The following is a 25061-nucleotide window of genomic DNA, read 5'->3' on the forward strand; positions in this document are numbered from 1 at the left end:
TTAAACTAAACCGTTTAGTTTGCACATGATGACAGCTTCGCCAGCTCTACCCCTACTGCCAAATTCAAGCTTTCTTGGCGCAGGTTCAACCAAGTTAAGCTTTGAACCTCAATTTCCTGGTTTTAACCCCCAGACATTACAACCTGACGGTGGAGCAAATTCAGTTAGTCTTTACAAGCTAGCTTATGTTTTACCGTTGTCTCAGAAATTCGTTGTCTTTGCTGGAACCAATGCAGAGATTACAGATGTTTTTCCTGCAATCACTCCCTACGCCAGCGATAGCCAAGGTGCAATCTCTCGATTTGCAGGTTACAACGCTGCTGTCAGAATTACAGGAGGCACTTCTGGTACGGGTTTATTAGCGGGTGCTGGTTTCTTGTGGAATCCTTCAAAACAAGTGGGACTTGGAGTGATTTATGGTAGTGGTTCGGCTCCAATATCAGAAGATCGCGGTCTTTTGAACACACCTTTAGGAGCAGGTGTCTTTAACGGTACACAAGCGATCGCAGCCCAACTGACCCTCAAACCAATCTCAACTATTGATATCGGCATCAACTATGCACACAGTTACCACACAATTAACATTTTAGGTACAGGCTTGGGCAGCGCTGATATTGCTTCTATTCGATTTACTCCCAATGCAGCACAACTAGCGAGGTTTGGTGGTGACGCTACACTAGCAACTCTTGATGAGCCAATCACTGTAAATTCTGTAGGTGCAACAGTAACGTGGCGGTTTGCGCCGAAAACATCCCTGTCACTATCAGGTGCATTGCTTTTTGCTAATCTCTTGAATGTAGATGCCTCTACAACCTTTGGTAGCTGGTCGGCTGGGTTGCATTTTAGAGATATATTCCATGAAGGGAACACCGCCGCCGTCATTTTTGGACAGCCGCTTTACCGAGAATCTGTCGCCGGAGTTGCTTCTCGTCCAGAAGATGCGACTCCCTATCATTTAGAAACATTTTATAACTATCGGGTTAATGACAATATCTCCATTACCCCTGGTGTATATTTCATCTTTAGCCCAGAAGGCTTTAGTGCTAATGACACAGCAATTGTAGGCGCACTTCGCACTACTTTTGCTTTCTAGTAGTTCGCTTTCGTGACGCAAGCGGGGTAAAGGGTAAGGGGGAAGGTGGGGCCCCCTTTGGGGATAAGGGGCAGGGGGAAAGGGTAAAGAAACTCAAAATCCTTTCCCTTTAACCTTTAACCTTTTCCCTAAGAGTGCAAAAATATATTTTGCAAGAGGTCTCTTAATTTGGCATCAACAGCAGAATGTCCACCCTAATACTCTAACTTGCTACCGCTTCAGCAGGAGTTGCCTCAGCAGCAGTTATGGGTAAATAAACACTAACTTTTTTACGAGTTTTGCCCTTTCTCTCAAACATTACAACACCGTCGATTAAGGCAAACAAAGTGTCATCGCTACCAATACCAACGTTGTTACCAGGGTGGAATTTAGTGCCGCGTTGACGCACGAGAATGTTTCCTGCACGTACAACTTGACCGCCATAACGTTTGACACCCAGACGTTGGGCATTAGAATCACGACCGTTGCGTGTACTACCTGTTCCTTTCTTATGAGCCATGATTTCCTCTTGTGTATCTACTTCTTTTATTATTCAGCAGCGGTTTCAACTTCTTCAGCAGCAGTGTTATCTAGAACGGGGGTTTCCTTCTCCGGTTCTCCTTGGGCAGCAAACACTGCACCGTTGAGAGTGATGGAATCAATCATAAGTCTGGTAATTTCCTGACGATGCCCCCGTTTTTTGCGGGTTTTCTTTTTCGGCTTCATTTTGTATACCAGGACTTTACGACCTCTGTAATGTCGCATTACAGTCCCTTCTACAGTCGCACCTGTTACTAATGGCTGTCCAATGGTGACTTCGCCATCGTGCTGCACGAGTAATACGGAATCTATTGTAACTTTTTCATCTGGTTCGATCGCCAGCAGTTCAATGTCGTAAAACCGCCCTGGCTCTACTCGTATTTGTTTGCCGCCAGTTTCAATAATCGCGTAGGTCATGGAATTGTCCTTGAGGTTGCCGTACAGGTAGCTGGTTTTTATCTCCTGTAGAGATGCTTTTGCCAGCCTTTGTAATATGTCTACCTGATCCGAGCAGGAATTAGACAGACAATCTAACATATTATTTTATTAATACGCGTCAAGTCAAGCTCTAATAGGATTTTTTACGTTTGGCATTGCTATCTGGTCAGCCTGAAGATGAGAAATCAGTTAATTACTCTGTGCGATCGCTCATTTTCTAAAAGTGAGGAGGAATTAGTCAACAGTCGTCATGGGCGAATGTCACTAAGATAAGCGTTAACCCTTGGTATTACTGATTTTGGGGTGTAAGGTGTGGGGTGTGGGGTGTAGGAAATTACAAACAACTTGGTTTTGTCTGGCGCACTAAAATTCAATTTTTATTAACACTACACCCAACACCCTACCCCCAACACCCTGCCCTGACGATATTTCACATGAGTCTTCGTGCCATTCCGTCATGGGTGTAGGTGTAGCCCATCGTAGACATCACCCACTCGCACAAATATCAATTGTATTTACAAGAAGTCAGAACAAATACGTTTTAGAAAAAATTGCTACTATCTTAGGACTGAATCTATCAAAAATTAACATTAGTTAGTATTAGCTTAAAAGTTATATTTTGTTATCAAAATCAACACATTTCTCTTCTTTGTTTTAAGATGAAATATACGGTGTCTCATCTAGAAATTATTTACAAAAGTTAGTGAATCCTCAAGAGTTAAACTATCACATTTAAACGTGATATTTCAAACAGGAGATTGATTGTCATGACACAGCAAAATGCTGCCCGACTTTTTGAAGCTGTAAAACAAGATCAAGCGTTACAGCAAAGACTCAAAGCAACAGCCGATCCAGAAGCCTTCATCAAAATTGCTCAAGAGCGTGGCTATGATTTCGACGCCAAAGAACTGGATAGTGAAATCAGCAAATTATCTGAAGAAGATTTAGCTGCCATTGTCAACCCAGGATGGGGGAATAGACGCCACATTAATCCTAGATAATTTCTGTTCTAGGAAACCGAAAGTATAGAAACAACTGAATTGACAAGTTTTGCTCCTCAAGGGGATACTGTTGCATCATCTCCTTTAGAGATATTCTTGTTAAACACAAGGCTCAAATCCCTGATTTCCTAGAGAAGTCGGGGATTTTATTGTTTGCAAATGATTAAGTAGAGCTGTTATGTACCAATCGTCAGCTTTATTTATGCTGTGACAGTATCTATGTAATATCTGAAGAGAGTTAAAAATCCTTTCTCTACTCTCCATCTCGCCACCTGCTTAACTCATGAGTTAGGATGACTATATTTTAATCAGGTGATATGAAAAGAATAGAAGTTGAGCAAAGAACTATTTTAATTGGTTTGGCTGGTAGCCACGGCTATGGTTTAAATCGTCCTGATTCCGACTTTGATTATCGGGGAGTATTTATTGCGCCCAAAAGGTACTATTTGGGATTCGATCGGATAGAACAAAAAGATACTGGTTGGGATGAACCAGGAATATTTCCATTCATTGATGGTAACAAAGACACGGTTATATATGAATTAAGAAAAATCCTCCAGTTATTAGCAGGCGCAAATCCCAATGTTTTAGAATTGCTTTGGTTGAATAACTATCCTTTTTTAAACGCAGTCGGACAGCATTTAATAGATCGTAAACAGTTATTTTTGAGCAAGAAGGTAAAACATACTTACACTGGTTATGCCTTTGCCCAAATCAAAAAGATGGAAACTCATCGTAAGTGGTTGTTAAAGCCACCGCAAAAAAAACCGCTACCATCTGACTTCGCTATAGAAGACGAAGCGCCTCTGAGCAAAGATGAGCTAAATGCTTTTTTGGAGTATCTTTATAACTTAATCAGAGGACGGATTGAGTTTTTAGAAGAAGCAGAACAATTATATCAATTGCTGACAGCAGATATTGATTTTAAAGGAGTATTAAAACAATATGCTTTACCTGATGAAACTTTGGAATATACCCAAAAGTTAACCAATAGCCGTAAAGATTTTATTCGTCTGCTTCAGAAAAGCCAAAGCTATCAAATAGCTTTAAGAGAATGGAAGGCTTACTTATCTTGGCAGGAGAATAGAAATCCGGCTAGAGCAGAAATGGAAAGAAAGTCGGGTTTTGACCTCAAACATGGAATGCACTGCATTAGATTGTTACGCAGTGGAGTAGAAATATTGCGGCGAGGTGAAGTGATTGTAGATAGGAGAATAGCTGGTGATGTTGAGGATTTAAAAGCTATTTTAAAAGGTGAGTATTCTTATGAACAGGTGATGAAAATAGCAGAAGATTTGGTCGCCGAAATGGAAATTGTTTGCGAACAATCTGCCCTACCTCATAAACCTGATTTGGAGCAAATTAATGAGTTGTGTATGGAATTGGTGGAAATGCAAAAATGGAGTCATTAGTCATTGGTCATTGGTCATTGGTCATTGGTCATTAGTCATTAGTCATTAGCTGTGAACAAAGGACAAAGGACAAAAGACAAATGACTAATTAGAGAGTGGACATTAAATCAGCAAAGCCATAGAGGCTGATGATGAGTAATAGGGATGCTGTTAGTTGGGTAATTCGTGTTTGGGGTGAGGGTGCGATCGCTTCCCGCACTAAGATAGAAATAGATGCCCCAACTACTAAGCTCAAGCCTAAGATTAAATAGGGTATGTCAGGTAAAATACTGGCTATTGCTAGCATTGCGATCGCTAATAAGAGCATCAATAATTCTACAAACCTGGGCGGGTTGTATTGACTAGATAAAACAAAGCTGTTGAACCAAAAAGACCAAAATCTCATATTGCAATGCTGAGTTAAGAGTTAGGAGTTAGGAGTTAAGAATTATATAGTTAGTGGTGAATGCTGAGTTAAAAGTTAAAAGTTGTGAATTATATAGTCAGTGGTGAGTGAAGAATTAAAGTTATAAGTTACGAAGCAGCTTTCCATTCAAAACTTTTCACTCCTCACTCTTAACTCTTAACTCTTAACTCCTAACTCCTAACTCCTCACTCCTAACTTTTAACCCCTAGCTCCTAATTTTTGACCTGTGCCGTTCTTTTGTGCAGTATCACTTTCTGGTAGTTCGACGCCAAAGACGCGGCTAAAAACTTTGGCGACTTTGTAACCAGAATCAATCGATTCTAAAGGGTCTTTCCGCAGTCTGTGACGCAAGCATAGCGTAATTACGCGATGGATATCATCAACTGTAACTTCAGTGCGTCCTTCATAAGCTGTTAAGGCTTTGGCAGCGCGGTTACTAACAATGTCACCCCGCAAACCATCTACATCTAGTTCTGAACAGACTTCAGAAATTTTCACCCGCAGATCGTAGTCAATTTTCACTTCTGGCAAAAGCTGTTGAGCATTGACAATTTGCTGTTGTAATGCTTCTTGCTGGGGTTTATAATTTTCGAGAAATACTGGCGGGTTTTGGTCAAAATCCGCCCGTTGTTCTACGATTTGCACCCGCAAAGCTGGTTCTTTTACGGTGTGAATTTCTGCGTGCATCCCAAAGCGATCGAGCAGTTGGGGGCGTAGTTCGCCTTCTTCTGGGTTTCCAGAACCCACAAGCACGAAACGCGCTGGATGACGAATAGAAATACCTTCTCGTTCTACAGTGTTCCATCCACTAGCAGCGGAGTCGAGTAACACGTCTACAAGGTGGTCATCTAGTAAGTTGACTTCATCCACATAGAGAATGCCTCGGTTTGCCTTTGCCAGAAGTCCCGGTTCAAAAGCTTTGACACCTTCAGATAAAGCTTTCTCAATGTCGATTGTGCCACAAACTCGGTCTTCTGTAGCTCCTAGCGGCAGGTCTACCATTTGGACTTTTTTGTGAGCTACGGGAATTTCCGCCCCTTGTTCTAACAGTTGGCGGACTTCATCGCTCATCAAGTCAGGGTCGCTAGGATCGCTACTGAAGGGGTCATTAGCAACCACAGAAATTTCTGGTAGCAGATCCGCCAGCGCCCGGATAGTTGTGGATTTCCCGGTGCCGCGATCGCCCATAATCATTACACCCCCAATTTTGGGGTCAATCACGTTCAATAGCAGCGCCAGTTTCATTTCTTCCTGGCCCACAATTGCCGTAAAAGGAAATACTACGCGACGCGCACTTGCCGTGGATTGAGCAGTTGGACTCACTAAATTACCTTAACAATATTTTTCTTATTACAGTTCTTTATTGTGACACAGGTAGGGCATGGGGGAATGTGAAGATCGGGAGTAGGGGAGCAGGGGAGTAGGGGAGCAGGGGAGCAGGGGAGCAGGGGAGCAGGGGAGCAGGGGAGACAAGGGGGACAAGTCTCTCCCAAGTCTCCCCCCTCTTCCTCGTCTACCTTGTCTCTTCTCCATGCCCCATTCCCTATACCAATATCTATTGGGCACAAATACTTATTAACTGCGTCAACTACCTTAATTTGTCTGTTTTAGTTTTTTGGTGCAAAAGTTCCATAAGCAAGGAACGAACAACTACCAACTCATCAATTCTGTACTAAGCATAAATACTTGTAAACTATATGGTTAGTAGATTCAATCGTAAAAACGAGCAATGGCGTGTGTGGGTAGCTAATGCATCATTCAAATTTATGAAATCATCTTTTTCATCTTCTATTGTCCAAAGTTGGCGACGACTACTCAAGTCTCTTTTTCCCATTCTCATTTTAATATCCTTTGTTACTGTATTGCTGGTGGACAGTTTCACCCCTGCGATCGCACAGATACCTCGTCAGGAAATTCGCGGGGTTTGGATGACCACTAATGATTTTGACACCCTCAAAAATCGAGACAAGGTGCAAGATGCAGTGAGTCAACTGCGGCGGATGAACTTCAACACAATTTATCCTGTGGTGTGGAATTCTGGCTATGTGATGTATCCTAGTGCCTTAGCACAACGTGCAGGTATTCAACCTTTTGTTTACAAAGGTTCAGATGGACATGATATTCTGGCAGACCTGATTACTCAAGCCCATCGCCAAGGATTGCTAGTGATTCCCTGGTTTGAGTTTGGTTTCATGGCTCCCCCAACCTCAGAACTAGCAATGAATTACCCGGATTGGTTCACACAAAAGCAAGATGGTAGTCAAACTTCAAACAGTGCGGCTGGTGAAGTGATGTGGCTCAATCCGTTCCATCCAAAAGTGCAACAGTTTATCACTAATCTTGTGCTAGAAACTGTTACTCAATATGATGCCGATGGCATTCAGTTTGACGATCACATGAGTTTGCCTCACGAGTTTGGCTACGACCAATATACAGTTGCTTTGTACACCAAAGAAACCAAAAATGCTCCCCCAAAAAATTCCCAAGATGCGGCATGGGTAAAGTGGCGGGCAGATAAGATTACGGCATTCATGGGAAAACTTAACCAAGCTGTGAAGCAGAGAAAACCCCAGGCGATTTTCTCTGTTTCTCCTAATTACTATGATTTTGCTTACAAGTTTCACTTGCAAGATTGGCTAGGTTGGATGCGACAAAATATTGTGGACGAGTTAATTGTGCAAATTTATCGTCCGGATCTAAAAAGTTTTGTGGCAAATATTTCCCGCGCAGAAATTCAAGAAGCGCAACAAAGAATTCCAACTGGAGTTGGCATTATGACAGGGTTACGAAATAACCCAGTTCCTATGCAGCAAATTAAGTCTCAAGTGCGGGCTGCCCAAGAACGGGGTCTAGGCGTAACCTTCTTTTATTATGAAAGTCTTTGGAACGACGATCTAGAATCTTTAACTGAGCGACAAGCTGGATTTAAAAATTTTTTTCCATCTCCTGCACTCCGCGCCAGAGCTGAATAACTTTTCTGTTTAAGATAATGTTAATGAGTTCGTAGTAAGGACTTTAATCCTTATTTTCTAAGCAATAAAGTGCTTACTACAAACTTTTCATTACTAGCTTGATATAACTTCTTGCTTCCCACTCCCTACTCCTAACTCAACATGACAATCTTCTACCGAAGTACGTTGTCGCATAGCACTAACTAAAGTCTCGTAGCTAGACCAATTTTCTTGCAATAGAGTTTTTGCCTGGAGAGCATGAAACCGCATTTTCTGCTGATAAACTGATTCAGAAAAGCCTAACATTGTCAAGACTCCGATCAACTTGCTTTTATCATCAGTTCCACCCTCAGCATTATTAAAAACAAGGGTTTCAGCAGCAATACCCGCCATCCAAACAGTGCAGTAGCGGTCTAGCATTTGGGCGCTGATTTTACCCACTTCTAGTTGAGATGCTAATTCGCCATCGTCAAAGCTAACGCCGCCTTGGCCAGGTTGTCCCTGTTTCCAAGCTTCCCAAGCGCTGAGTGTGTAGCCAGTAACGGGAATACCCAACAGGTAAGCAACTAAGAAATGTCCTGCTTCGTGGTGGACGATGCGATCGCGGTGTTCTTTTGAAAAACCAGCAATCCAATCTAAAAAGATAGTACCACCCTTGCCTTGCAAGCTGAAACTATCTAATGTCGCGATGCCTAAGATGGTGAAGGTAGCAAGTGCTGGTACTGCCGGAGATAAGTTGAAGAATGGCCCCACCAATACTGATAGGGTCATGAGAAAGATAGATATTGCAACTAAATTTAGGCTAGTTTGGCTCATTGAGAGTTTTCTGAATGCAACTTAATATTTCTTTATTATGTAGGAATTAATGTATATTTAATTATTTAGGTGTGGATTTGTGATTTTGGTTGATTAATTTATTCTTTGGAAGTCCCTTAGTTCTCAATGCGATAACGTATCAACTGCTTTATTGCTGTTATTGGTAATCCTAAAGCTTGAGCGATCGCAGCATCGACTTGAGCAAATTCAGTCACAGGAAACTCAAATTCCATCTCCTTTAAAAGCGAATCAGCAGTGTAAACTTTAACTTCAGTCAACTTTTGTTTGCGTTGAATTACAGCTTCAATAGACATGACAGCTAGTGAAACAGAAAACTGAATTTGATGTTTTGAGTCGGCGTGAATTTGGGCGGTTGGATCGTAGGTATAGCTCAATACTTGATGCGTTAGCAAACCCGTACTCAACCAAAAAAACAATCCGATTAAGGGTATTGGCAGCCAAAACTCTAGTCCTAAGTTAATGAGAAATTGCAACCAACGAGGTCGAGCCATAATACAGAAAAAGTTTGATGATTAATTCATCATAGGAAAAAGAAAAAAAGTACAGCGACATGATGAATGAGAATCTTACTTGTAGAAGATGATGTTACTCAGTTACAACCACTACAGGGTGCGCTATCGAAAGTCGGACATATTGTAGATGGTGCTGAAGATGGTGAAACAGCCCAATGGTTAATGCAACAGAGAGACTACGATCTGTTAATTTTAGATTGGATGTTGCCCAAGGTGAGTGGTGTTAGTCTGTGTCAACAGTATCGTCAAGCAGGAAAAACGGCTCCAGTGCTGATTCTCACAGCTAAAGATGCAATTTTGGATAAAGTATCTGCTTTAGATGTTGGTGCAGATGACTATCTAGTTAAACCCTTTAGTTTGCTAGAACTGTTGGCAAGAGTACGAGCATTGGGACGCAGAGCGCCACTCTGGCAAGGCGACACGCTAGAGTTAGCCGACCTACAACTTCATCTCAACACTCTAACGTTACAACGCCAGGAAGTTACAGTCCAGTTGTCGGGTCGAGAGTTTCAATTGCTAGAATATTTCTTTCGACATCCCAGGCAGGTACTTACTCATGACCAAATCGAACAAGCACTTTGGGAGTGGAATATACAACCAGACAGTAAAGCGATCGCCATGTTAGTGCATCGACTGCGGCAGCGCTTACAGATGGTGAAAGCAGAAGATTGGCTGCAAACCGTTTACGGTATGGGATATAGATTGCTTGCTCCTGAATCATGCGATCGCTAATCCCTAATATGTTCAACCGGAGTAGGCGTAACCTAGCTCGCTGGTTTACGCTCTCTATGGGAAGTATTTTGGCGATCTTCGCGACAATACTTTACTTTTTAGAAGTAAAAGAGCAATTGCGGGCATTTGACCAAGAACTTTACAACACAACTCAGTTGATGGCGGCTGGCGTTGAAGATGGACTTTACCAAGAACAGCAACGCATTAGTCTCGAAGATGTCCCCATCTTGGGTGGTGAAGCTTTGCCCTTTGACAATAAAATTATTTATGCCCGTTGGTACACTCCCAAAAAGCAATTACTAGAGTTTTTTGGTGTCATTCCATCAGAGCAGTTAAATAATCGATTAGGATTTCAAACAATTGAGTCAAGCGATCGCGTTTCTACCAGTGTTCGCCAAAATAAACAGCTGCGTCAATTAACAGTTCCTGTTTTTCAGGATAAACAATTAATTGGCTATCTAGAGATAGCCGCTTCTTTAGCGCCTGTTGAAGAAACTTTATGGTCGTTGAGACTGTTTTTAATAGTAGGTGTACCCATTGCTTTAAGCGTAATTGGTTTGACGGGGTGGTTTCTTGGTGGAATGGCCATGCAGCCAATTCGCCAAACCTACGAGCAATTACAGCGTTTTACAGCCGATGCTTCCCACGAGCTACGGACACCCCTTCAAGCAATTCGGAATCATGCTCAGTTTAGTTTGCTCGAACCAATCGATCCCAATCAACAGCAAAGTTCCCTGGAAAATATTGACCAGATTGCTGAATCAATGGGAATGTTGATTAGTGATTTATTATTCTTAGCTCGAAATGAAGGACAGTTAAAGCCAGAGGCACTTCACCTCGTCAATTTGGTTAGCTGGCTGGGAGCATTAGTAGAGGAATACACTCACTCAGCAAAGGTAAAAAACTTAGAATTCACCAGCGAATTTCCTGAACAATTGGTAATGTTGAGAATAAATCCAGATTTAATGCGGCAAGCAGTAACAAATCTTCTTAGTAATGCCTGCCGCTACACGCCGTCTGGAGGTAGAGTTTGCTTACGAGTCTTCTTTGAGTCTCGTTGGGTAGTAATTGAAGTACACGATAGCGGTATTGGGATTCCAGAGGCAGATTTACCGCATATCTTTGAGCGGTTTTATCGAGTAGATAGTGTGCGATCGCGCCATACAGGAGGCTTCGGGTTAGGATTAGCGATCGCCCAACAAATTGTCCAGGTACATGAAGGACAAATTATCGCAATCAGCCGTTTGGATGAAGGCTCTACATTTCAAATCAAGCTACCCTTCACGCCTAAACCTTTACCATAACGAGCAATTCATACTGGGCAAGCAAAGATTTTAATTGTTAGTGAAGGAATTTCTTGGCTTAAGACCGTGCTGTTACTTTCTTGTTACTTTTATCCGGCAATCTGAAAATAAGCGTGAGTTACACATCAGATTGGAGGTCTTAACAAATGAATTTCAATCCCATACCCAGCATCGTTTTAACTAGCTTGTTTGCCTTGCTAATTTCTTTTGAGGTGGAAGCGCAGAAAGCACCAAACCAAATTGACAATTTGCCAAACGCTCGTGTTACTACTATCTCCGGTCAAGTTACTAAGCTTTTAGATGACGAGTTCATTCTCAACGATGGTAAGGGACAAATCATTGTTGAGGCAGAACCTCATTTGGGGCAACCCATTAACCTCTCTGTAGGAGAACAAGTCACCGTAGTTGGCAACTATGATAACAATGAGTTCAATGCCCTTAGTATTACTCGTGCCAACGGTGAAACTATTCAAATTCATGACGATTAAATATCTGATACTTCAGGTTGTTCCCATGAATCTAATTTTGATTGCTGAAGATTAACCGGCGTTGCTGAATCAAGGAATGATTCTTGTAGGGTGGGCAACACGAAAGCCTCGAAATACAAGGGATGGGCATCTTGCCCATCTCACAAAACTAGCAAAATCATCCCGCTTTCTCTGCAACGCCGACTAATCTTGTTTGCTGTTTTTTTCTCTATCACTAGAATGATGGCTACTTTTCCAGTCGCAGACATAATGTGACCTTAGTAGGTATAAAACATCAAATAGGATAGGAGATGAATGTGGCTGAAGAATTTAAAAAAGGCGATCGCGTTGAATGGAACACTTCACAAGGTAAGACAACTGGCAAAGTTGTAAAGAAGCTCACTTCACCTACAGATATTAAAGAACATCATATTGCTGCAAGTGAAGATAACCCTGAGTACTTAGTTGAAAGCGATAAGACAGGGAAACAAGCTGCTCACAAGCCTGATGCTCTGAAGAAAGTAGAGGAGTAATGCTTAGTTATGAGTAAAGATGTTAAAGCCGTGGTTGACGAGTTTTATCAAGTTGTCAATATGACACCTAAAGAACTAGAGTCTTGGCTAGATACGGATGAGTCACAAACTGTCGGACAAAAAGATGGCGACGATGAGTCAATCGGTCATAAATCTGGACAGCGTATCATCCAGCTATTGCAGAAAAAGGATGATTACACCGACGACGATCTTTCGCACATGAAGAAAGTTATTAGTTACGTCCATCGTCACATGGCACAGAAGCCATCGGGTGATTTGGAACACACACGCTGGTGCTATTCTTTGAAAAATTGGGGACACGATCCACTTAAGTAAAGTACTTTGTAGCCTGCCATTTAGGTGGGCAAATTCCTGCGATCGCTCTTAGTGCTTACGCCGCAGAAACCACACAACAACAGGTTTTTACAGCCGGATTTCAACTCCATATCGCTAAACCAGCCGATCCTGCCAGATTGGTAGCTGCGATCGCATCTCTTGTGAAGAATTGAACTTTTAAAAGTCATCAAGTTTGAAGCACGCAGACTAAGTAAATTGGTGAGAATAATTCAAACTATATTAACTAATGTAAAAAATATTGAAATTAGTTTCTAGTGAGCGGCTCCAGCCCTTACTACAAACCTTTAATTATTTATGCCATCCTACTTAAGAGAAAAACTTACGCGCTTACAGTGGGATTATATAGTAAGGATGTAAACACGTTGTTTGTCCATCTCTAACCTAGTTCTACACTTGTCACAGCAAAGATGCGATTAATAGGTAAACTAGGAATTTCTTTAGTGTACATCCGAGCAGTTTGAGAGACTGGTTGCAATTGGTAACGTTGAACTAGGTCAATCGCTTGTAGATTTGCATCCGGCACATCAAAAAACACTGGAGCATGAGGATTTTGTGCAAGCAAGGCTTGAAACAATGCTTCAGCAATCTGTTCGTCATTAGCAAATAGTGGCCCAACCCTAAAACCTGTATGGGCAGGTCGGATAACTCCGTAACCAGCAAGAGATCCATTTTTGAGAAACCCGAAAGCAATACTTTCTGGCTGTTCAATCCAATGTTGCAGAAACAGCGATCGCTTAGAAGGAAAAAATTGGCGATCGTAAGCCACCAAATCTTCAAAAGGCACTGTTTTCAGATCCACGATTCCAGCAGGCACAACACCGCCACCTACCCCTTCATAACGAATATGGTTATAAGCGATTTTGAAACCAGACTTTTTGTAGTTATCTTGTTGAGCTACTGCACCATCCAAGCCGATGTTACGATCGGCACCCAGATAGTCCATTGCTGTCTTCCAAATTTTTATACCCAACCCCTGCCCACGAAACTGGGGTTTCACAACGTAAAAACCTATAACGGCAAAGTGTGGATCGTAAGCAACAGCAGAAATGCACCCCACCGGCTCACCATTCAACTCACCCAAGAAAAAACCGCTCTCGTCAGTTTGATAAAAAGATTGAGCATCATACTTTCCTGGATTCCAACCTTCGGTTGCTGCCCAAGTAATCGCCAAATCCATTTCCGACCTTTTCATTGGGCGGACGACGAAATTCTCAGTGGTCATAATATCTTCTTACTGCTAGGCTGTTAACTATTTAACTTTGCTTTTGCAAACTAAGTGATAACTCTTAATATTACTTTTTTGTATAGCTGCGACTTCTAGTCGCTTGAGCATCATTTACTCAAATATTACTGTTCTATAGCAATCTGATTTGATTTCTGAATTAATCGTAGGGACTAGGGACTGGGGACTGGGAAGAAGGAATAAAGCTGTACTGAGTTTTTTTCAAAAATCAAATATGAGTCCTATATTACCATATACTAATACATGATTTTGCAAGTGCGATCGCCGTTTTTTTTAGCGGGGATTTAAGGATTTCAGGGAAATTCTGACAAATCAAGAGTGAGACTTTGTGCGACACAATTCTAAATAAATTAGTTATGCTTTTGTCACAATTTTGCAATAGCTCTGTGAATATAACCCAATTTATCCCACTATTTTGCAACGCCAATTATTCTTGCAGACGAGCAATTACACAGTGCATAACTTTAATTTCATTAACAATTCGATCCAGTTCTGTGGAAAGTGGAGTTTGTTCTCGAACGGCTTGTAATGTGGGAGTTAAAGTGTTGGAATTGGTAGCAATCTCTGATAACCGAGCAGTATGTAGCTGTTGGATTTGGTGGTGAATTGCTTCGAGATCGCTATCCAGCGCTGGTAATGGTTGGGGTGAGTGTCCCTGTCCAAGGGCATCTGCTAAGTTTTCTAAAATTTGGACAATGGTATCGGCAAGTTGCTTGAGTTCAGTAAATTGGTACTCGCCGCTAAATTCCCGCAGATGTTCTGCCAAAGTTGTTACCGAACTGAAAAAGCCACGAATATATGCCATCAACGTCATTACAGGTTCGATTTCTCCCTGAATATGACGAGGTTCGCTGAACAATCGTTGAGCTGCGGCGTTAGCGTTGACGTTTTCTAGTGCTGCTTGGTGGCGTAGCATATTGATAGAATCAGCAAACGCATTATGTTCTGGATGGAGATAGTTAGCTATTACTTGCTGAAAGTAAGCAAGATTAGCTCGAATTGTCTTTTCTAGTTGTGCAGGAAGTTGCTGTCGTTCCCAACGAGGGAAAAGCAAATAGCTACCAAGTAATGCTAAGACACCCCCAGCAAAGCTATCGAAGATCCGCAATACTCCAACCTGCCAGCCACCTGCACTAATCATGTTGAGTAGCAATATGATGGCGGGAGTGAGTAGTATGGTGAATATACTGTAGCTTAATGATCGCACCGACATCGCAACAAATACTAGCAGTAGGAAACAAACTGCGATCGCCAATTGATTCTTAACTAGTAAAACCAGAGCAATGCCAATAATTCCACCTAAAATAGTACCGATGACTCTTTGGACTGTTGTCTGTGACGTTCCGCCAAAGTTGGGTTTGAGTGCAACTAAAGCTGTGAGCGTTATCCAGTAGCCTCTAGGTAGTTGGAATAGCGAGGCAATTAATTCAGCAAAAGTTACGATCAGTGCGAGGCGCAACGCATGACGAAAGAGGACTGAATCAAAAGTGAAATTATTTCGCAGCGTATCAATAATTGTAGAACGCTCTGGTTGGGCTGGGGGGGAAATATCTCGTTGGGCAATGCTGTTACGCAGTTTTCCTTGGTTTAAATCTGTAACAATCTCTGCATCAGTATGAATTTGCTCTACTAGCTTTGTCAGACTGGCTGTAATTTTCCCAAGGTTGAGGAGATCGGAATAATCATCTGTTTGAGCATTGATAGTTTGATTGAGGACTTGCGAACGCAGAACTTGCCTTTGGTGTTCTAGTGCTTCAAGACTCCGATCGAGATCCCCTAAGTGAGGTGAGTTTTTTCCTTTAGCGATCGCTTCTGATAACATTTGCAGAGCAATTGCTGACTGTTGTATCACTTGTTGAATTTCTGGTTGTAACCGAGAAAATAATTGATGTTCGGATGCGATCGCTAATAGTTCGTTCAGTGCTACAACCGAATTGACAATTTGATTTACATCCTCGATTAATACGAGTAACTGATTTCCTCGTAGGTTAGCTCCTCTTTGCCTAGTCCAAATAGTTGTCCAGACGCTACGGGCAGATATCAAGTTTTGAATAACTGTATCCTGAAATTGCAAAAATCGCTGTTCCCACTCCTGACGATCCTTTGGATTTAATGCTCTGTGGCCTACCAAGTCCACAAAATTGCTTAATGAGAGATAACAGTTAGCAACTATCTGCATTGCAGGTACATAAGGACGCACCACCCACAGTCCTAATGACAAGACAGTTGTCCATGTTCCACCAGCCAGACATAGCCCACAGTGTTGAATAAGAGTAGACAAATTAGAAAATGCAGCGAATCTAGCCAGCGCAATCACAAACATGATCGAAGTAATCAAGCTGACAGATGCAGCCACGTTGCCATAGAGATTGGCTAAACCTGCGATAAATATTACCAAGAACGTGGTCGGGACAGCTAACCAGAGATGACTGCTAACCAGACTTGCGATTAGGAACATCACAGTTACCCCAATCGTGGCTGCGATCATCGCGATCGCTCGCTGACGGTAAGCTCCCTCAACATTTACCATCCCAACAAACCAAGCTGCCATAGTGGCGATCGCACTTTCAGCAGTATGACCTGTAATGATGCCAATTCCAATTGGGACACCCAGTACAAAAAGGCTACGCAATCCAGAGGAAAGGGCGGGCTTACCTGGCTGGAGTTGAAACTGCTGCAACAACCAACCCAGAGGACGTTTATCTGTAAATGACATTATGAGACTGGCGATTATAACAAAGCGCGATCGCTTCTTAAAGCATTTTAGCCAGATATAACAGCGTGGCGGATGTCTGTAATATGTCTTTTGAGGTGATTGAGTTGCTTAATTTTTACTATCATAAGTACATTTGCTGAGAATAACTTCCAGTTCATTCTGTACTTGCTCAAGTTCTTGGCGCTTTTGGTAAATCCGCATCTTTTGTGCCTCACGTTGTTCCAGGGTTTCATTGTGAGCTTTTTCCTGCTGTTCGAGAAGATTTTCGTAAAGTGCGATCGCTTGTGCGATCACAGCAGAGAATGATTTAATTTTACTTTCAAAAATTGAACTAATATATTGGTTTATTTGCTCTGTTATTTTATCTTGTGATTCGGCAAACTTTGCTAAACCTGATTCAATGATTTTTTGCTTTATTCGTGTATCTTGTTGTCCGTCCACCCAATTTGTAAATTTATTTATACTAGATACAAATAGAGGAACCAAAAATATTAACCCTGTTGAGACTAGTAGCATACCACCTAAAAAATTTACTGACCATCGTCCCAATGTACCAAAAAATAATGTTGTATCTACTTGCATTATATCGCGATCAATAAAGTCGCTAAAATTAGTATTCAAGCTTTTATCTATTAGTTCAAACTCTGTGTTTAACGTGTTTATCTCTTGTAATATTTCATTATCAAGTATTCCTATATATTGCTTGATAATTATATCAAGACTAGATTGCTGCCAAGTATTTAACTCAGCTTTTAATTCTTCCAAAAAGCGATTTGTATATTCTTTTATTCTTTCTTTTTGCTCAAACACTTTTGAGTGTTGGGAAGACCAACTAATAGATTTTTCTAATATCTTTTTTGGTAATTTATTATACCAAACTTGCCATGAATTATATACATCATAAGCTGCTTGTTTTTTCTGGGAATTTATTAATATACGCATTTTTAATTCACGTCCACTTACTGCTCCAATTTTTTCAAAAATTTCAAATTTAGCAGCTTTTGAAAGTTGGATATTACCATCTAAAACGTTTTGAGATTGAACCAGCCAATTTAAAATTTTTGTAATTAAACTATTAAGCTCCTTAATTGAGTGTCTGATTTTAACTTTACCACGCTCAAGTACTAAAAAATTTTCTAAAGATTGAGTAAAAAATTGAAACTTCTTTAGATACTCATCTTCATATTTATTCTGTATAGCTTTTAATGCTAATTTTGCAGAAATATAATGGATACGGTTTTTACCTGTATTAATAAGCAAATTCTCATTTATTACGAAGTTTTCCAGCCGAGTTCTAACATCATGAAGGTCTTCTTCATTATCTAACATATCCATAAAATTTACTAATATAAAAAGATTTTCAGCAGGTTCATCCAGGTTACTATTATTAAGTTTATATCTCATATCCTGTATTAGTTCTTTTTCTTTCTCTGTCAAAAGACGCATAGCATCCGTTAAAAAAATAACTGCATCTGTATCTTGAAGCAGTTTATAAGTAATAGATGTTCTATCAGGATGTTCATTTAATCCAGGAGAATCAACGATTTCCACACCATTTTTACATAAAACTAATTCAGGATTTTCAAATATAATTTCTTCAATATCAGATTGTGCTAGTTCATCACTACGATGCTCTAGAGCAGCATCTTTGGAAATTGTTGCTTTCAATTTATACTGATCAAAAGGTATCTCCTCAATTCGACCATCCTTGTACCAACAGGTTACTCGCCTTTCTGTCCCGTATTTAATAACTGTCACTGTACCACTGCAAGGAATAGCCCTTACAGGTTGTATTTCTTCGCCTAGTAAAGCATTTAGTAATGTTGATTTGCCTTTGCTAAATTCTCCTACAACTGCTAACCGAAAACGTTGAGATTTAATCTTTTGAGATACTTCTGCTATATTCCCTATTAAAGTATGAGGCAAAATCCCGTGATTTTTACAGTCTTGAATTAGCTGGGAAATTTGATAGCAATAATTAGCTAATTGCTTGCGATATTCTTGGTATTTTTTCAATTTCCAGTAAGATTCGGTTGTATGCTGTTCAGTTGTTTCTTGTTCGAGTCTCCCAGGTAAAATTGCTAGAATACCATTTGCAGCCTGGATAAATACAGGATCTGCTGACTGGAAACAAGCAGGATCAAGTAAAAAATACACTTCATTTAAAGCATCTGGCTCCACATTTACTTGATGAGTAAATCCAGCTTCCAAAACTGCTAAATGTTGAGATTTAATGCCAAGCTGCTTGCCAACTATTTCCAAATAGTTTTTCTCACGCGAGTCCATTTCACCATCTGCCGTTGACATTTCATAACTCAGACTAATCAACAAAAGCTTTTCTGAATGTGAAAGCGGATGTGTCAGCATTAGGAACTCTGGGGAATAAACAGAAATCTGATGCTGTTTCATTCCTAAACTGATGAGTTGTGTTAATTGTTTTATTTCTCTTGAGACAAAACGTTTGAGAATTGTTTGCCAGCGTTGCATTTCCTCTTCTGTCACAACACCATCTGCACAAGCTATATCTCGCAGGACAACTATTAACAATGCTAAAAAAATGACTTGAGGAGTGATATCTCGTTGACTAAGCCTCTGTCCACTAATCCGTGACAAGAAATTAACAATTCGAGAACTAAACAACGAAGTATCCATAAAGATTGTGAGCCAATAGGTTAACCGTGTTTAGTATGCCCAGATTTAGATAAAATTAATTAATATACCGAATAAATACGGTTATCTTTACTTTTTTATACCAGTTAGGCTCAAGGAAATTAGCTTTTAGCAACCTATGAATATGTTGTTCCAATTTCCGCCTGCAATTCAAGCTGGTATTGATGCTGGGAAATATCTACAAGTCTCTAGCAATGGAGTACCCTTAAGCATGGCTAGAGATGCAGTTACCGGACAGTTTGTTGGTCATGCTATTGGTGCTACTGTCAACAATAGTCCTTTATCACCACTGGTAGCTGCTTCAAATTTTGTTACTAGTGGGGCGCAGATGTATCAAACTCAGCAAGGTTTTACGGCTGTACTGAATGGCTTGCAAACTATACAAAGTAGCTTGGGTGTGTTGCAAGCAACTACAGCCTTGATTGGTGTGGGAACAATTGCAGGTGTAGCATTAACAGCAGTCAACCTGCATCAGACATTGAAATTAAGAAAAGAAGTAGAGCAATTAAGGCTGGAAGTCAAAAACGGTTTTATTGACTTGAAACAAGCTTTAAAAGACCAAGGAGTAGAAATTAGGCAAATAATCGAGCAAGTAGCTCAAGATATTAAATTTGAACAACATCGCACAGCTTTAGTGAGGGCGTATGGAGTGTTTATCCAGGCGATGAACCGCTTCCGTTCAGCGATGCAATTGCAAGATTTCAGCCGGAGGAACGCTGAGATTGATAGCGTTAGGGGAATGTTATTTGCGGCTTTAGCAGATTACAGTAATCCCCATCTACTGGAAGAAACCTGTGCAGCTGGTCAATTACGCAGACTCGAATGTGCTTGGGCAATTGAACAGGTGATTGTTGCAACTTATCAAGTGCAGAATGAGGTTTCAGCAGTTAGCGATCGCTTGTCTCATCTCCAAGATAAAATCTGTCAAGATGCTCTCACCGTGATTAATCGCTGCGAATCACATGATGAGCTTGATTTTCTCTTTCCCGAAATTATCCGCATTAAAAATCATGATTTAGCAGTATTGGATTCGTGGCAAAATCATGTTGATTGGATGCGATCGCTTCCTTCATCAGATTTAAAGCTTTTAAGTAGCGCTGATTTTAATAGTCCAGAGACTCACTACTCCACAATCAATGTAGCAGAACCGCCAGAACAATTAGTATATGAGAGTTTAGCCGAAAAATCTCATTTCTATTCGCTTCGTGACCAGTTACTATTTATATTCGAGCCTGAACTACGTCGAGAGTATGAATTTTATATTAGCGATCGAGCTGGAATTACTGGTTATAAAACATTAGTTACATCTAATTTGCAACAGGCATCAGACTTAACTGTTGGTAATCTTTATTACTATTTTAAGGTGAGAGATGAATCTAAAGATGAGACAGAGTTAGTTTCAGCTAACTAAAACACATACAGAAATTCTTGAAGTAACTATTTTCTCAAGTCCGCATAGGCGGACTTTTTTATATAGCTGCGACTTTCAGCTACTTAAGCATTATTTACTCAAATACTACTGTTATATTACCAATTTGCTCTTTTATTTTATTTTGTGATTAGGCAAATTTTGCTAAACCTGATTCAAGAATTTTTCGTTTTATTCCTGTATCTTGTTGTCCATCTACCCAATTTGTAAATTTATTTATACTAGATACAAATAGAGAACTATGGGGACTGGCAATGCAGATGGTTGAAAACAACTATACATATCGAAAAATACAAACAGTTTTCTCTCATTTATTTACTCTCAAACAGATGCTTGAGTTTTTAGATTAACTATTAAAATTAGCTCAAAAATAATTGAGAAAAGTTCATCTTTCATTAAGATTAAGTCATCATAGTCATCATTTTTATCCCCAGAGACTCGAACAAAAGAAAATCGCGCTCGTAAATTTATTTTTTTTAGCGATCGCATCTTTGCTAGTTTATTAGTTCAAATGTACTATATTGCTTACTCAAGTTTCGGGTGGGTGTCGGTAAAATTGGATGTATATCAATCACCATAAAGGTTTGAAGTTTAGCACTCCTGACTAGTCTAAACTCCAGTATTGAGTGGAAAACGTTTTAGTCAATTTTGCGAAGTTTCGGTTAAAAAGAAAAAAGTCATTATTGACACCATCAAAAAAAACCGAAAACAGTTATAAATATATCTTGGGTGAAAAAGTACTTAAGTTCTGTGCTAAATCTATCTTTGTCTGTAGAGGAATTTGGGTATGCTAAGACGCAAGCGCGGAGTTATACTCACTTCTGTCGGTTTACAGAAGTTTGAGGAAGCAAGGCACAAGTTTGAGTTTCGAGATAATTTTGGCAAGAGATTTACTCTTGAAGAGTTAAGCTACCGCACTAACTTAGATCCTCTAACAATTAGAAAAGTTTTGAACCGTAGGAAGGGAGTCGACAAGCGAACACTTGAGGCTCTCTTTCTTGGTTTTGATAGCTGCCTATGCGAAGGCTACTATTCGACCTCAGACCCCAATTGCCGTCAAGATTGGGGGGAAGCTGTTTCTGTCTTAGCATTTTACGGACGTACAGAAGAACTCAGTACTCTAGATGAGTGGTTGCTGAAGGATAGCTGTCGATTAGTGACCATTCTCGGAATGGGTGGAGTAGGGAAAACTAGTCTGTCGATCAAATTGGCAGAACTAATGCAAGACAAATTTGATTGTATTGTCTGGCGATCGCTGTATGACGCTCCACCCATTGATACATTCTTGGGTAGCATCATTCAGTTTCTGTCTGACGAGCAAGAAACCGAGGCAGAATTGCCGGAAAGCGTTAGTGATAAGATTTCCCAGTTGCTTAACTACTTTAAGGAAATGCGCTGCTTGGTCGTGTTCGATAATGTAGATGCTGTATTACGTGGTGGGAGTCGAGCAGGACAATATAGGGTTGGATATGAGCAGTATGGCGAACTCCTCAAACGAGTAGGTAAATCAGATCACCAGAGTTGCTTGCTACTCACAACGCGAGAAAAACCGAAAGAGGTCGCCTCTCTAGAAGGAGAAGCCTTGCCAGTGCGAACTTTGCGATTGGGTGGACTAAAAGAAGGAGAGGGAGAGGAAATTCTTAAGAGTAAGAGGCTTAAGGGTTTAGAAACTCAATTCAGCGCACTGGTTACACGCTATGGAGGCAATGCCTTAGCCTTAAAAATTGTCGCAACTACCATTCAAGATTTATTTGATGGTTATATTTCTGAGTTTTTAAAGGAGGAAACCACCGTATTTGGCGATCTTCGCGACCTATTAGACCAACAATTTGAGCGTTTATCTGATGAGGGAAAGCATGTAATGTACTGGCTAGCGATTAATCGGGAGCCAGTGAACCTCTCTAAGTTACGAGAAGATTTAGTATCGCCTTTTCCCCAACTCAATTTAGTTGAAACGCTGGAGTCTTTGGGACGGCGATCGCTCATTGAACGACATACAACTTGCTTCACCCTACAGCCAGTCGTCATGGAGTACGTGACAAGTCGCTTGGTTGAACAAGTTTGTGAGGAGATTGCTAACCAGGAGTTTTCGCTTTTTAAAAGCCATGCTCTGATCAAAGCTACCGCCAAAGACTATGTAAGAGAGACTCAAATTCGTCTGATTCTCTATCCCGTGATTAACAGGTTAATTCCAGTCTTTGAAGGCAAAAAAAACTTGGAATATCAACTGACTCAAATTTTACTCAAGCAGCAAGAGAAGTCACCTTTGGAGCCGGGATATGTAGCAGGTAATATTTTTAACTTACTCAATCAGCTAGGAACTAATTTAACGGGCTATGATTTCTCTGGTCTAACCATTTGGCAGGCTGACCTACGAGATGTAAATTTACAAAATACAAATTTTGCTTACGCCAATCTAGCCAAGTGTACGTTTACTGAAACTTTTGGTGCTATTCATGCGGTAGCTTTTAGTCCTGATGGAGAACTTCTGGCGGTAGGTGACAGTAATGGAGAAATTCATCTTTACCAAGTTAGCGATGTGCAACCAGTCTTCATCTGCACGCGACACAAAAGTTGGGTAACATCACTGACGTTCAGCCCTGATGGTAAGATTCTCGCTAGCGGCAGCACAGATTACACAATAAAGCTATGGGATGTTAGTACTGGTCAGTGCCTTCGCACCTTAGAAGGGCATACAAATGAGGTTTGGTCGGTTGCATTTAGCCAAGATAATTGCACATTAGCAAGTGGCAGCGATGACTGCACCGTGAAGCTATGGAATAGCAGCACTGGAGAATGCTTGAAAACACTTGAGGGACATCTTAGTTGGGTACTCTCTGTTGTCTTTAGGGGAAATACTCAACTGTTGAGTGGTAGTGACGATCGCACCGTTAAATTGTGGGATATCAACACTGGAAAGTGTATGCAAACGTTTGAAAAGTATCATAATAGTGGAATCCGGTCAATTACCCTCAGTCCAGATGGTCAGATACTAGCAACTGGCAGCGAGGATCAAACTATTAAGCTATGGAAGACTCAAACGGCTGAATGTCTCAAAACACTTCTGGGGCATTCTAATCGAGTTTTTTCTGTGGCCTTCAGCCCACAAGGCGACATTTTGGCTAGCGGCGGGCACGATCATCATGTAAAGTTATGGGATGTCGATACGGGTGAATGTTTCAAAACGCTTCAAGGACATTTCAGTTGGGTGTTTGCAGTTGCCTTTAGTCCCCAAGGTAAACTTTTGGCTAGTGGCGGCCACGATCAAACTGTGAAGCTATGGAGCGCCGATACAGGCGAATGCCTCAAGACCCTACAAGGATATACCAATCAAATACTCTCTGTTAGCTTTAGTCCTGTTAGTGCTAGTTTGTCAAGCATTGGTCAAATTTTTGCTAGTAGCAGCCGCGATCGCACTGTGAGGTTATGGGATGCCGCAACTGGCGAATGCCTCCAAGTGTTAAAAGGACATTCCAACTCGGTTCATTCAGTTATCTTTAATCATGAAGGAAATATCCTAGTCAGCAGTAGTGTAGATAAAACACTAAAAATATGGGATGTTCGTTCAGGTCAAACCTTAAAAACCTTACAGGGACATCGCGCAGCAGTTTTATCGATTGCCTTTAGTCCAGACAGCCAAACCATAGCAAGTGGTAGTGAAGACTGTACTATAAAACTGTGGGACGTTCGTTCAGGTCGAACCTTAAGAACCTTACAGGGGCATGACGCTGCGGTTTGGTCAGTTACCTTCATCTCTCAAGGCGAGATATTGGCGAGTGGCTCCTGGGATCAAACGGTCAAGTTATGGGATATTCACACGGGTAACTGCCTCAGAACGTTGGCAGGACACACGAGTTGGATTTGGGCAATTGCGATCGCTCCCGATGGTAATACCCTGGCAAGTGCTAGTCCAGATCGAACAATCAGGTTGTGGAATCCAGACACGGGTGAGTGCCTCAAAGTTTTACAAGCAGACACAAACTGGTTGCAATCCATCGCCTTTAGCCCTGATGGCAGAATACTGGCTAGCACTAGTCACGATCTGACAATCAAGTTGTGGGATGTCTCTACAGGCGAGTGTCTGAAAGTTTTGCACGGACATACAGGCTTGGTTTGGTCAGTTGCTTTTAGTCCAGACAACCAAACCTTAGTTAGTGGCGGTGACGATGAAACGATTAGACTTTGGGATATCGTAGCAGGCAAATGCTTAAAAACCATGAGAGCAAGTAAGCCCTATGAACAAATGAATATTTTCGGAGTTAAAGGTTTAACTGAGGCGACAACTGCCACGTTGACCTCTTTAGGAGCAGTTATCTAAGTTCAAACCATTAGCCTAGTAGTTCGCTTTCGTGACGAAAGCGGGGTAAAGGGTAAGGGGGAAGGTGGAGTCCCCTCTGGGGATAAGGGGCGGGGGAAAAGGTTTTAAATCCCTTACCCTTTA

General features: G+C 41.1%; 20 protein-coding genes and 1 pseudogene. 12 read left to right on the plus strand and 9 right to left on the minus strand.

All coding sequences use genetic code 11. The features are described 5' to 3' along the window. Window positions 1-25 precede the first annotated feature (25 nt). On the plus strand, window positions 26-1093 hold the full coding sequence (locus RMX89_RS17295; protein ID WP_322689776.1) for an iron uptake porin: 1068 nt from the start codon (window positions 26-28) through the stop codon (window positions 1091-1093). A gap of 202 nt (window positions 1094-1295) precedes the next feature. Here RMX89_RS17295 and rpmA read toward each other — a convergent pair whose 3' ends face one another. Then, window positions 1296-1592: a 50S ribosomal protein L27 gene (gene rpmA, locus RMX89_RS17300; RefSeq protein WP_322689777.1), complete on the minus strand. Its 297-nt coding sequence runs from the start codon at window positions 1590-1592 to the stop codon at window positions 1296-1298. Between the two features lie 29 nt (window positions 1593-1621). Further along, on the minus strand, window positions 1622-2029 hold the full coding sequence (rplU, locus tag RMX89_RS17305; protein ID WP_289800080.1) for a 50S ribosomal protein L21: 408 nt from the start codon (window positions 2027-2029) through the stop codon (window positions 1622-1624). Between the two features lie 788 nt (window positions 2030-2817). Between rplU and RMX89_RS17310 the strand changes: the two genes are divergently transcribed. Both RMX89_RS17310 and RMX89_RS17315 read left to right on the plus strand, forming a co-directional pair. Next, a complete protein-coding gene (locus RMX89_RS17310; protein WP_322674100.1) occupies window positions 2818-3051 on the plus strand; it encodes a Nif11-like leader peptide family natural product precursor in 234 nt (77 codons plus the stop codon). 317 nt (window positions 3052-3368) lie between these two features. Then, window positions 3369-4463, plus strand: a complete 1095-nt coding sequence (locus RMX89_RS17315) for a DNA polymerase beta superfamily protein (protein WP_322689778.1) — start codon at window positions 3369-3371, stop codon at window positions 4461-4463. 88 nt (window positions 4464-4551) lie between these two features. Here RMX89_RS17315 and RMX89_RS17320 read toward each other — a convergent pair whose 3' ends face one another. After that, a complete protein-coding gene (locus RMX89_RS17320; protein ID WP_322689779.1) occupies window positions 4552-4848 on the minus strand; it encodes a hypothetical protein in 297 nt (98 codons plus the stop codon). Between the two features lie 219 nt (window positions 4849-5067). Beyond that, complete coding sequence (bchI, locus tag RMX89_RS17325; RefSeq protein WP_289798563.1) at window positions 5068-6192, minus strand: magnesium chelatase ATPase subunit I; 1125 nt, start codon at window positions 6190-6192, stop codon at window positions 5068-5070. Window positions 6193-6566: 374 nt separating this feature from the next. On the opposite strand from bchI, the gene RMX89_RS17330 reads away from it, so the two are divergent. After that, on the plus strand, window positions 6567-7841 hold the full coding sequence (locus tag RMX89_RS17330) for a glycoside hydrolase family 10 protein (RefSeq protein ID WP_322689780.1): 1275 nt from the start codon (window positions 6567-6569) through the stop codon (window positions 7839-7841). Between the two features lie 93 nt (window positions 7842-7934). Here the strand turns inward: RMX89_RS17330 and RMX89_RS17335 are convergent, their stop codons facing one another. Then, window positions 7935-8636, minus strand: a complete 702-nt coding sequence (locus tag RMX89_RS17335) for an ATP-dependent Zn protease (RefSeq protein WP_322689781.1) — start codon at window positions 8634-8636, stop codon at window positions 7935-7937. A 116-nt stretch (window positions 8637-8752) separates the two neighbouring features. Continuing rightward, window positions 8753-9148, minus strand: coding sequence for a hypothetical protein (locus RMX89_RS17340; protein WP_322689782.1), 396 nt, complete (start codon window positions 9146-9148; stop codon window positions 8753-8755). Between the two features lie 66 nt (window positions 9149-9214). Here RMX89_RS17340 and RMX89_RS17345 point away from each other — a divergent pair, with 66 nt between their 5' ends. The 6 genes and pseudogenes from RMX89_RS17345 to RMX89_RS17370 form a co-directional block, all read left to right on the plus strand. Further along, a complete protein-coding gene (locus RMX89_RS17345) occupies window positions 9215-9901 on the plus strand; it encodes a response regulator transcription factor (protein WP_322674107.1) in 687 nt (228 codons plus the stop codon). An 8-nt stretch (window positions 9902-9909) separates the two neighbouring features. After that, window positions 9910-11205: a HAMP domain-containing sensor histidine kinase gene (locus RMX89_RS17350; protein WP_322689783.1), complete on the plus strand. Its 1296-nt coding sequence runs from the start codon at window positions 9910-9912 to the stop codon at window positions 11203-11205. Between the two features lie 146 nt (window positions 11206-11351). Continuing rightward, window positions 11352-11693, plus strand: a complete 342-nt coding sequence (locus tag RMX89_RS17355) for a hypothetical protein (RefSeq protein WP_322674109.1) — start codon at window positions 11352-11354, stop codon at window positions 11691-11693. Window positions 11694-11989: 296 nt separating this feature from the next. After that, on the plus strand, window positions 11990-12205 hold the full coding sequence (locus RMX89_RS17360) for a DUF2945 domain-containing protein (protein WP_322674149.1): 216 nt from the start codon (window positions 11990-11992) through the stop codon (window positions 12203-12205). Between the two features lie 9 nt (window positions 12206-12214). Then, window positions 12215-12541, plus strand: coding sequence for a DUF3140 domain-containing protein (locus tag RMX89_RS17365; RefSeq protein ID WP_322674110.1), 327 nt, complete (start codon window positions 12215-12217; stop codon window positions 12539-12541). A gap of 23 nt (window positions 12542-12564) precedes the next feature. Beyond that, window positions 12565-12714: pseudogene (locus tag RMX89_RS17370) on the plus strand (response regulator); the annotation flags it as partial. A 224-nt stretch (window positions 12715-12938) separates the two neighbouring features. On the opposite strand, the gene RMX89_RS17375 reads toward RMX89_RS17370, so the two are convergent. From RMX89_RS17375 to RMX89_RS17385, 3 genes are all read right to left on the minus strand, one after another. Then, window positions 12939-13784 (minus strand): GNAT family N-acetyltransferase, encoded by an 846-nt coding sequence (locus RMX89_RS17375; protein ID WP_322689784.1) that lies wholly within the window; start codon window positions 13782-13784, stop codon window positions 12939-12941. Between the two features lie 448 nt (window positions 13785-14232). Further along, the gene (locus RMX89_RS17380) at window positions 14233-16521 is read right to left on the minus strand and encodes an FUSC family protein (protein ID WP_322689785.1); all 2289 of its coding nucleotides are present in this window, start codon (window positions 16519-16521) and stop codon (window positions 14233-14235) included. Window positions 16522-16629: 108 nt separating this feature from the next. Continuing rightward, window positions 16630-19134 carry a dynamin family protein gene (locus RMX89_RS17385; protein ID WP_322689786.1) on the minus strand — a complete coding sequence of 835 codons (2505 nt, stop codon included), beginning with the start codon at window positions 19132-19134 and terminating at the stop codon, window positions 16630-16632. 181 nt (window positions 19135-19315) lie between these two features. Between RMX89_RS17385 and RMX89_RS17390 the strand changes: the two genes are divergently transcribed. Next, on the plus strand, window positions 19316-20602 hold the full coding sequence (locus tag RMX89_RS17390) for a hypothetical protein (protein ID WP_322689787.1): 1287 nt from the start codon (window positions 19316-19318) through the stop codon (window positions 20600-20602). A gap of 805 nt (window positions 20603-21407) precedes the next feature. Next, complete coding sequence (locus RMX89_RS17395; RefSeq protein WP_322689788.1) at window positions 21408-24938, plus strand: NB-ARC domain-containing protein; 3531 nt, start codon at window positions 21408-21410, stop codon at window positions 24936-24938. Window positions 24939-25061 lie beyond the last annotated feature (123 nt).

The sequence above is a fragment of the Nostoc sp. DedSLP04 genome (assembly GCF_034530775.1).
Taxonomy (GTDB): Bacteria; Cyanobacteriota; Cyanobacteriia; order Cyanobacteriales; family Nostocaceae; genus Nostoc.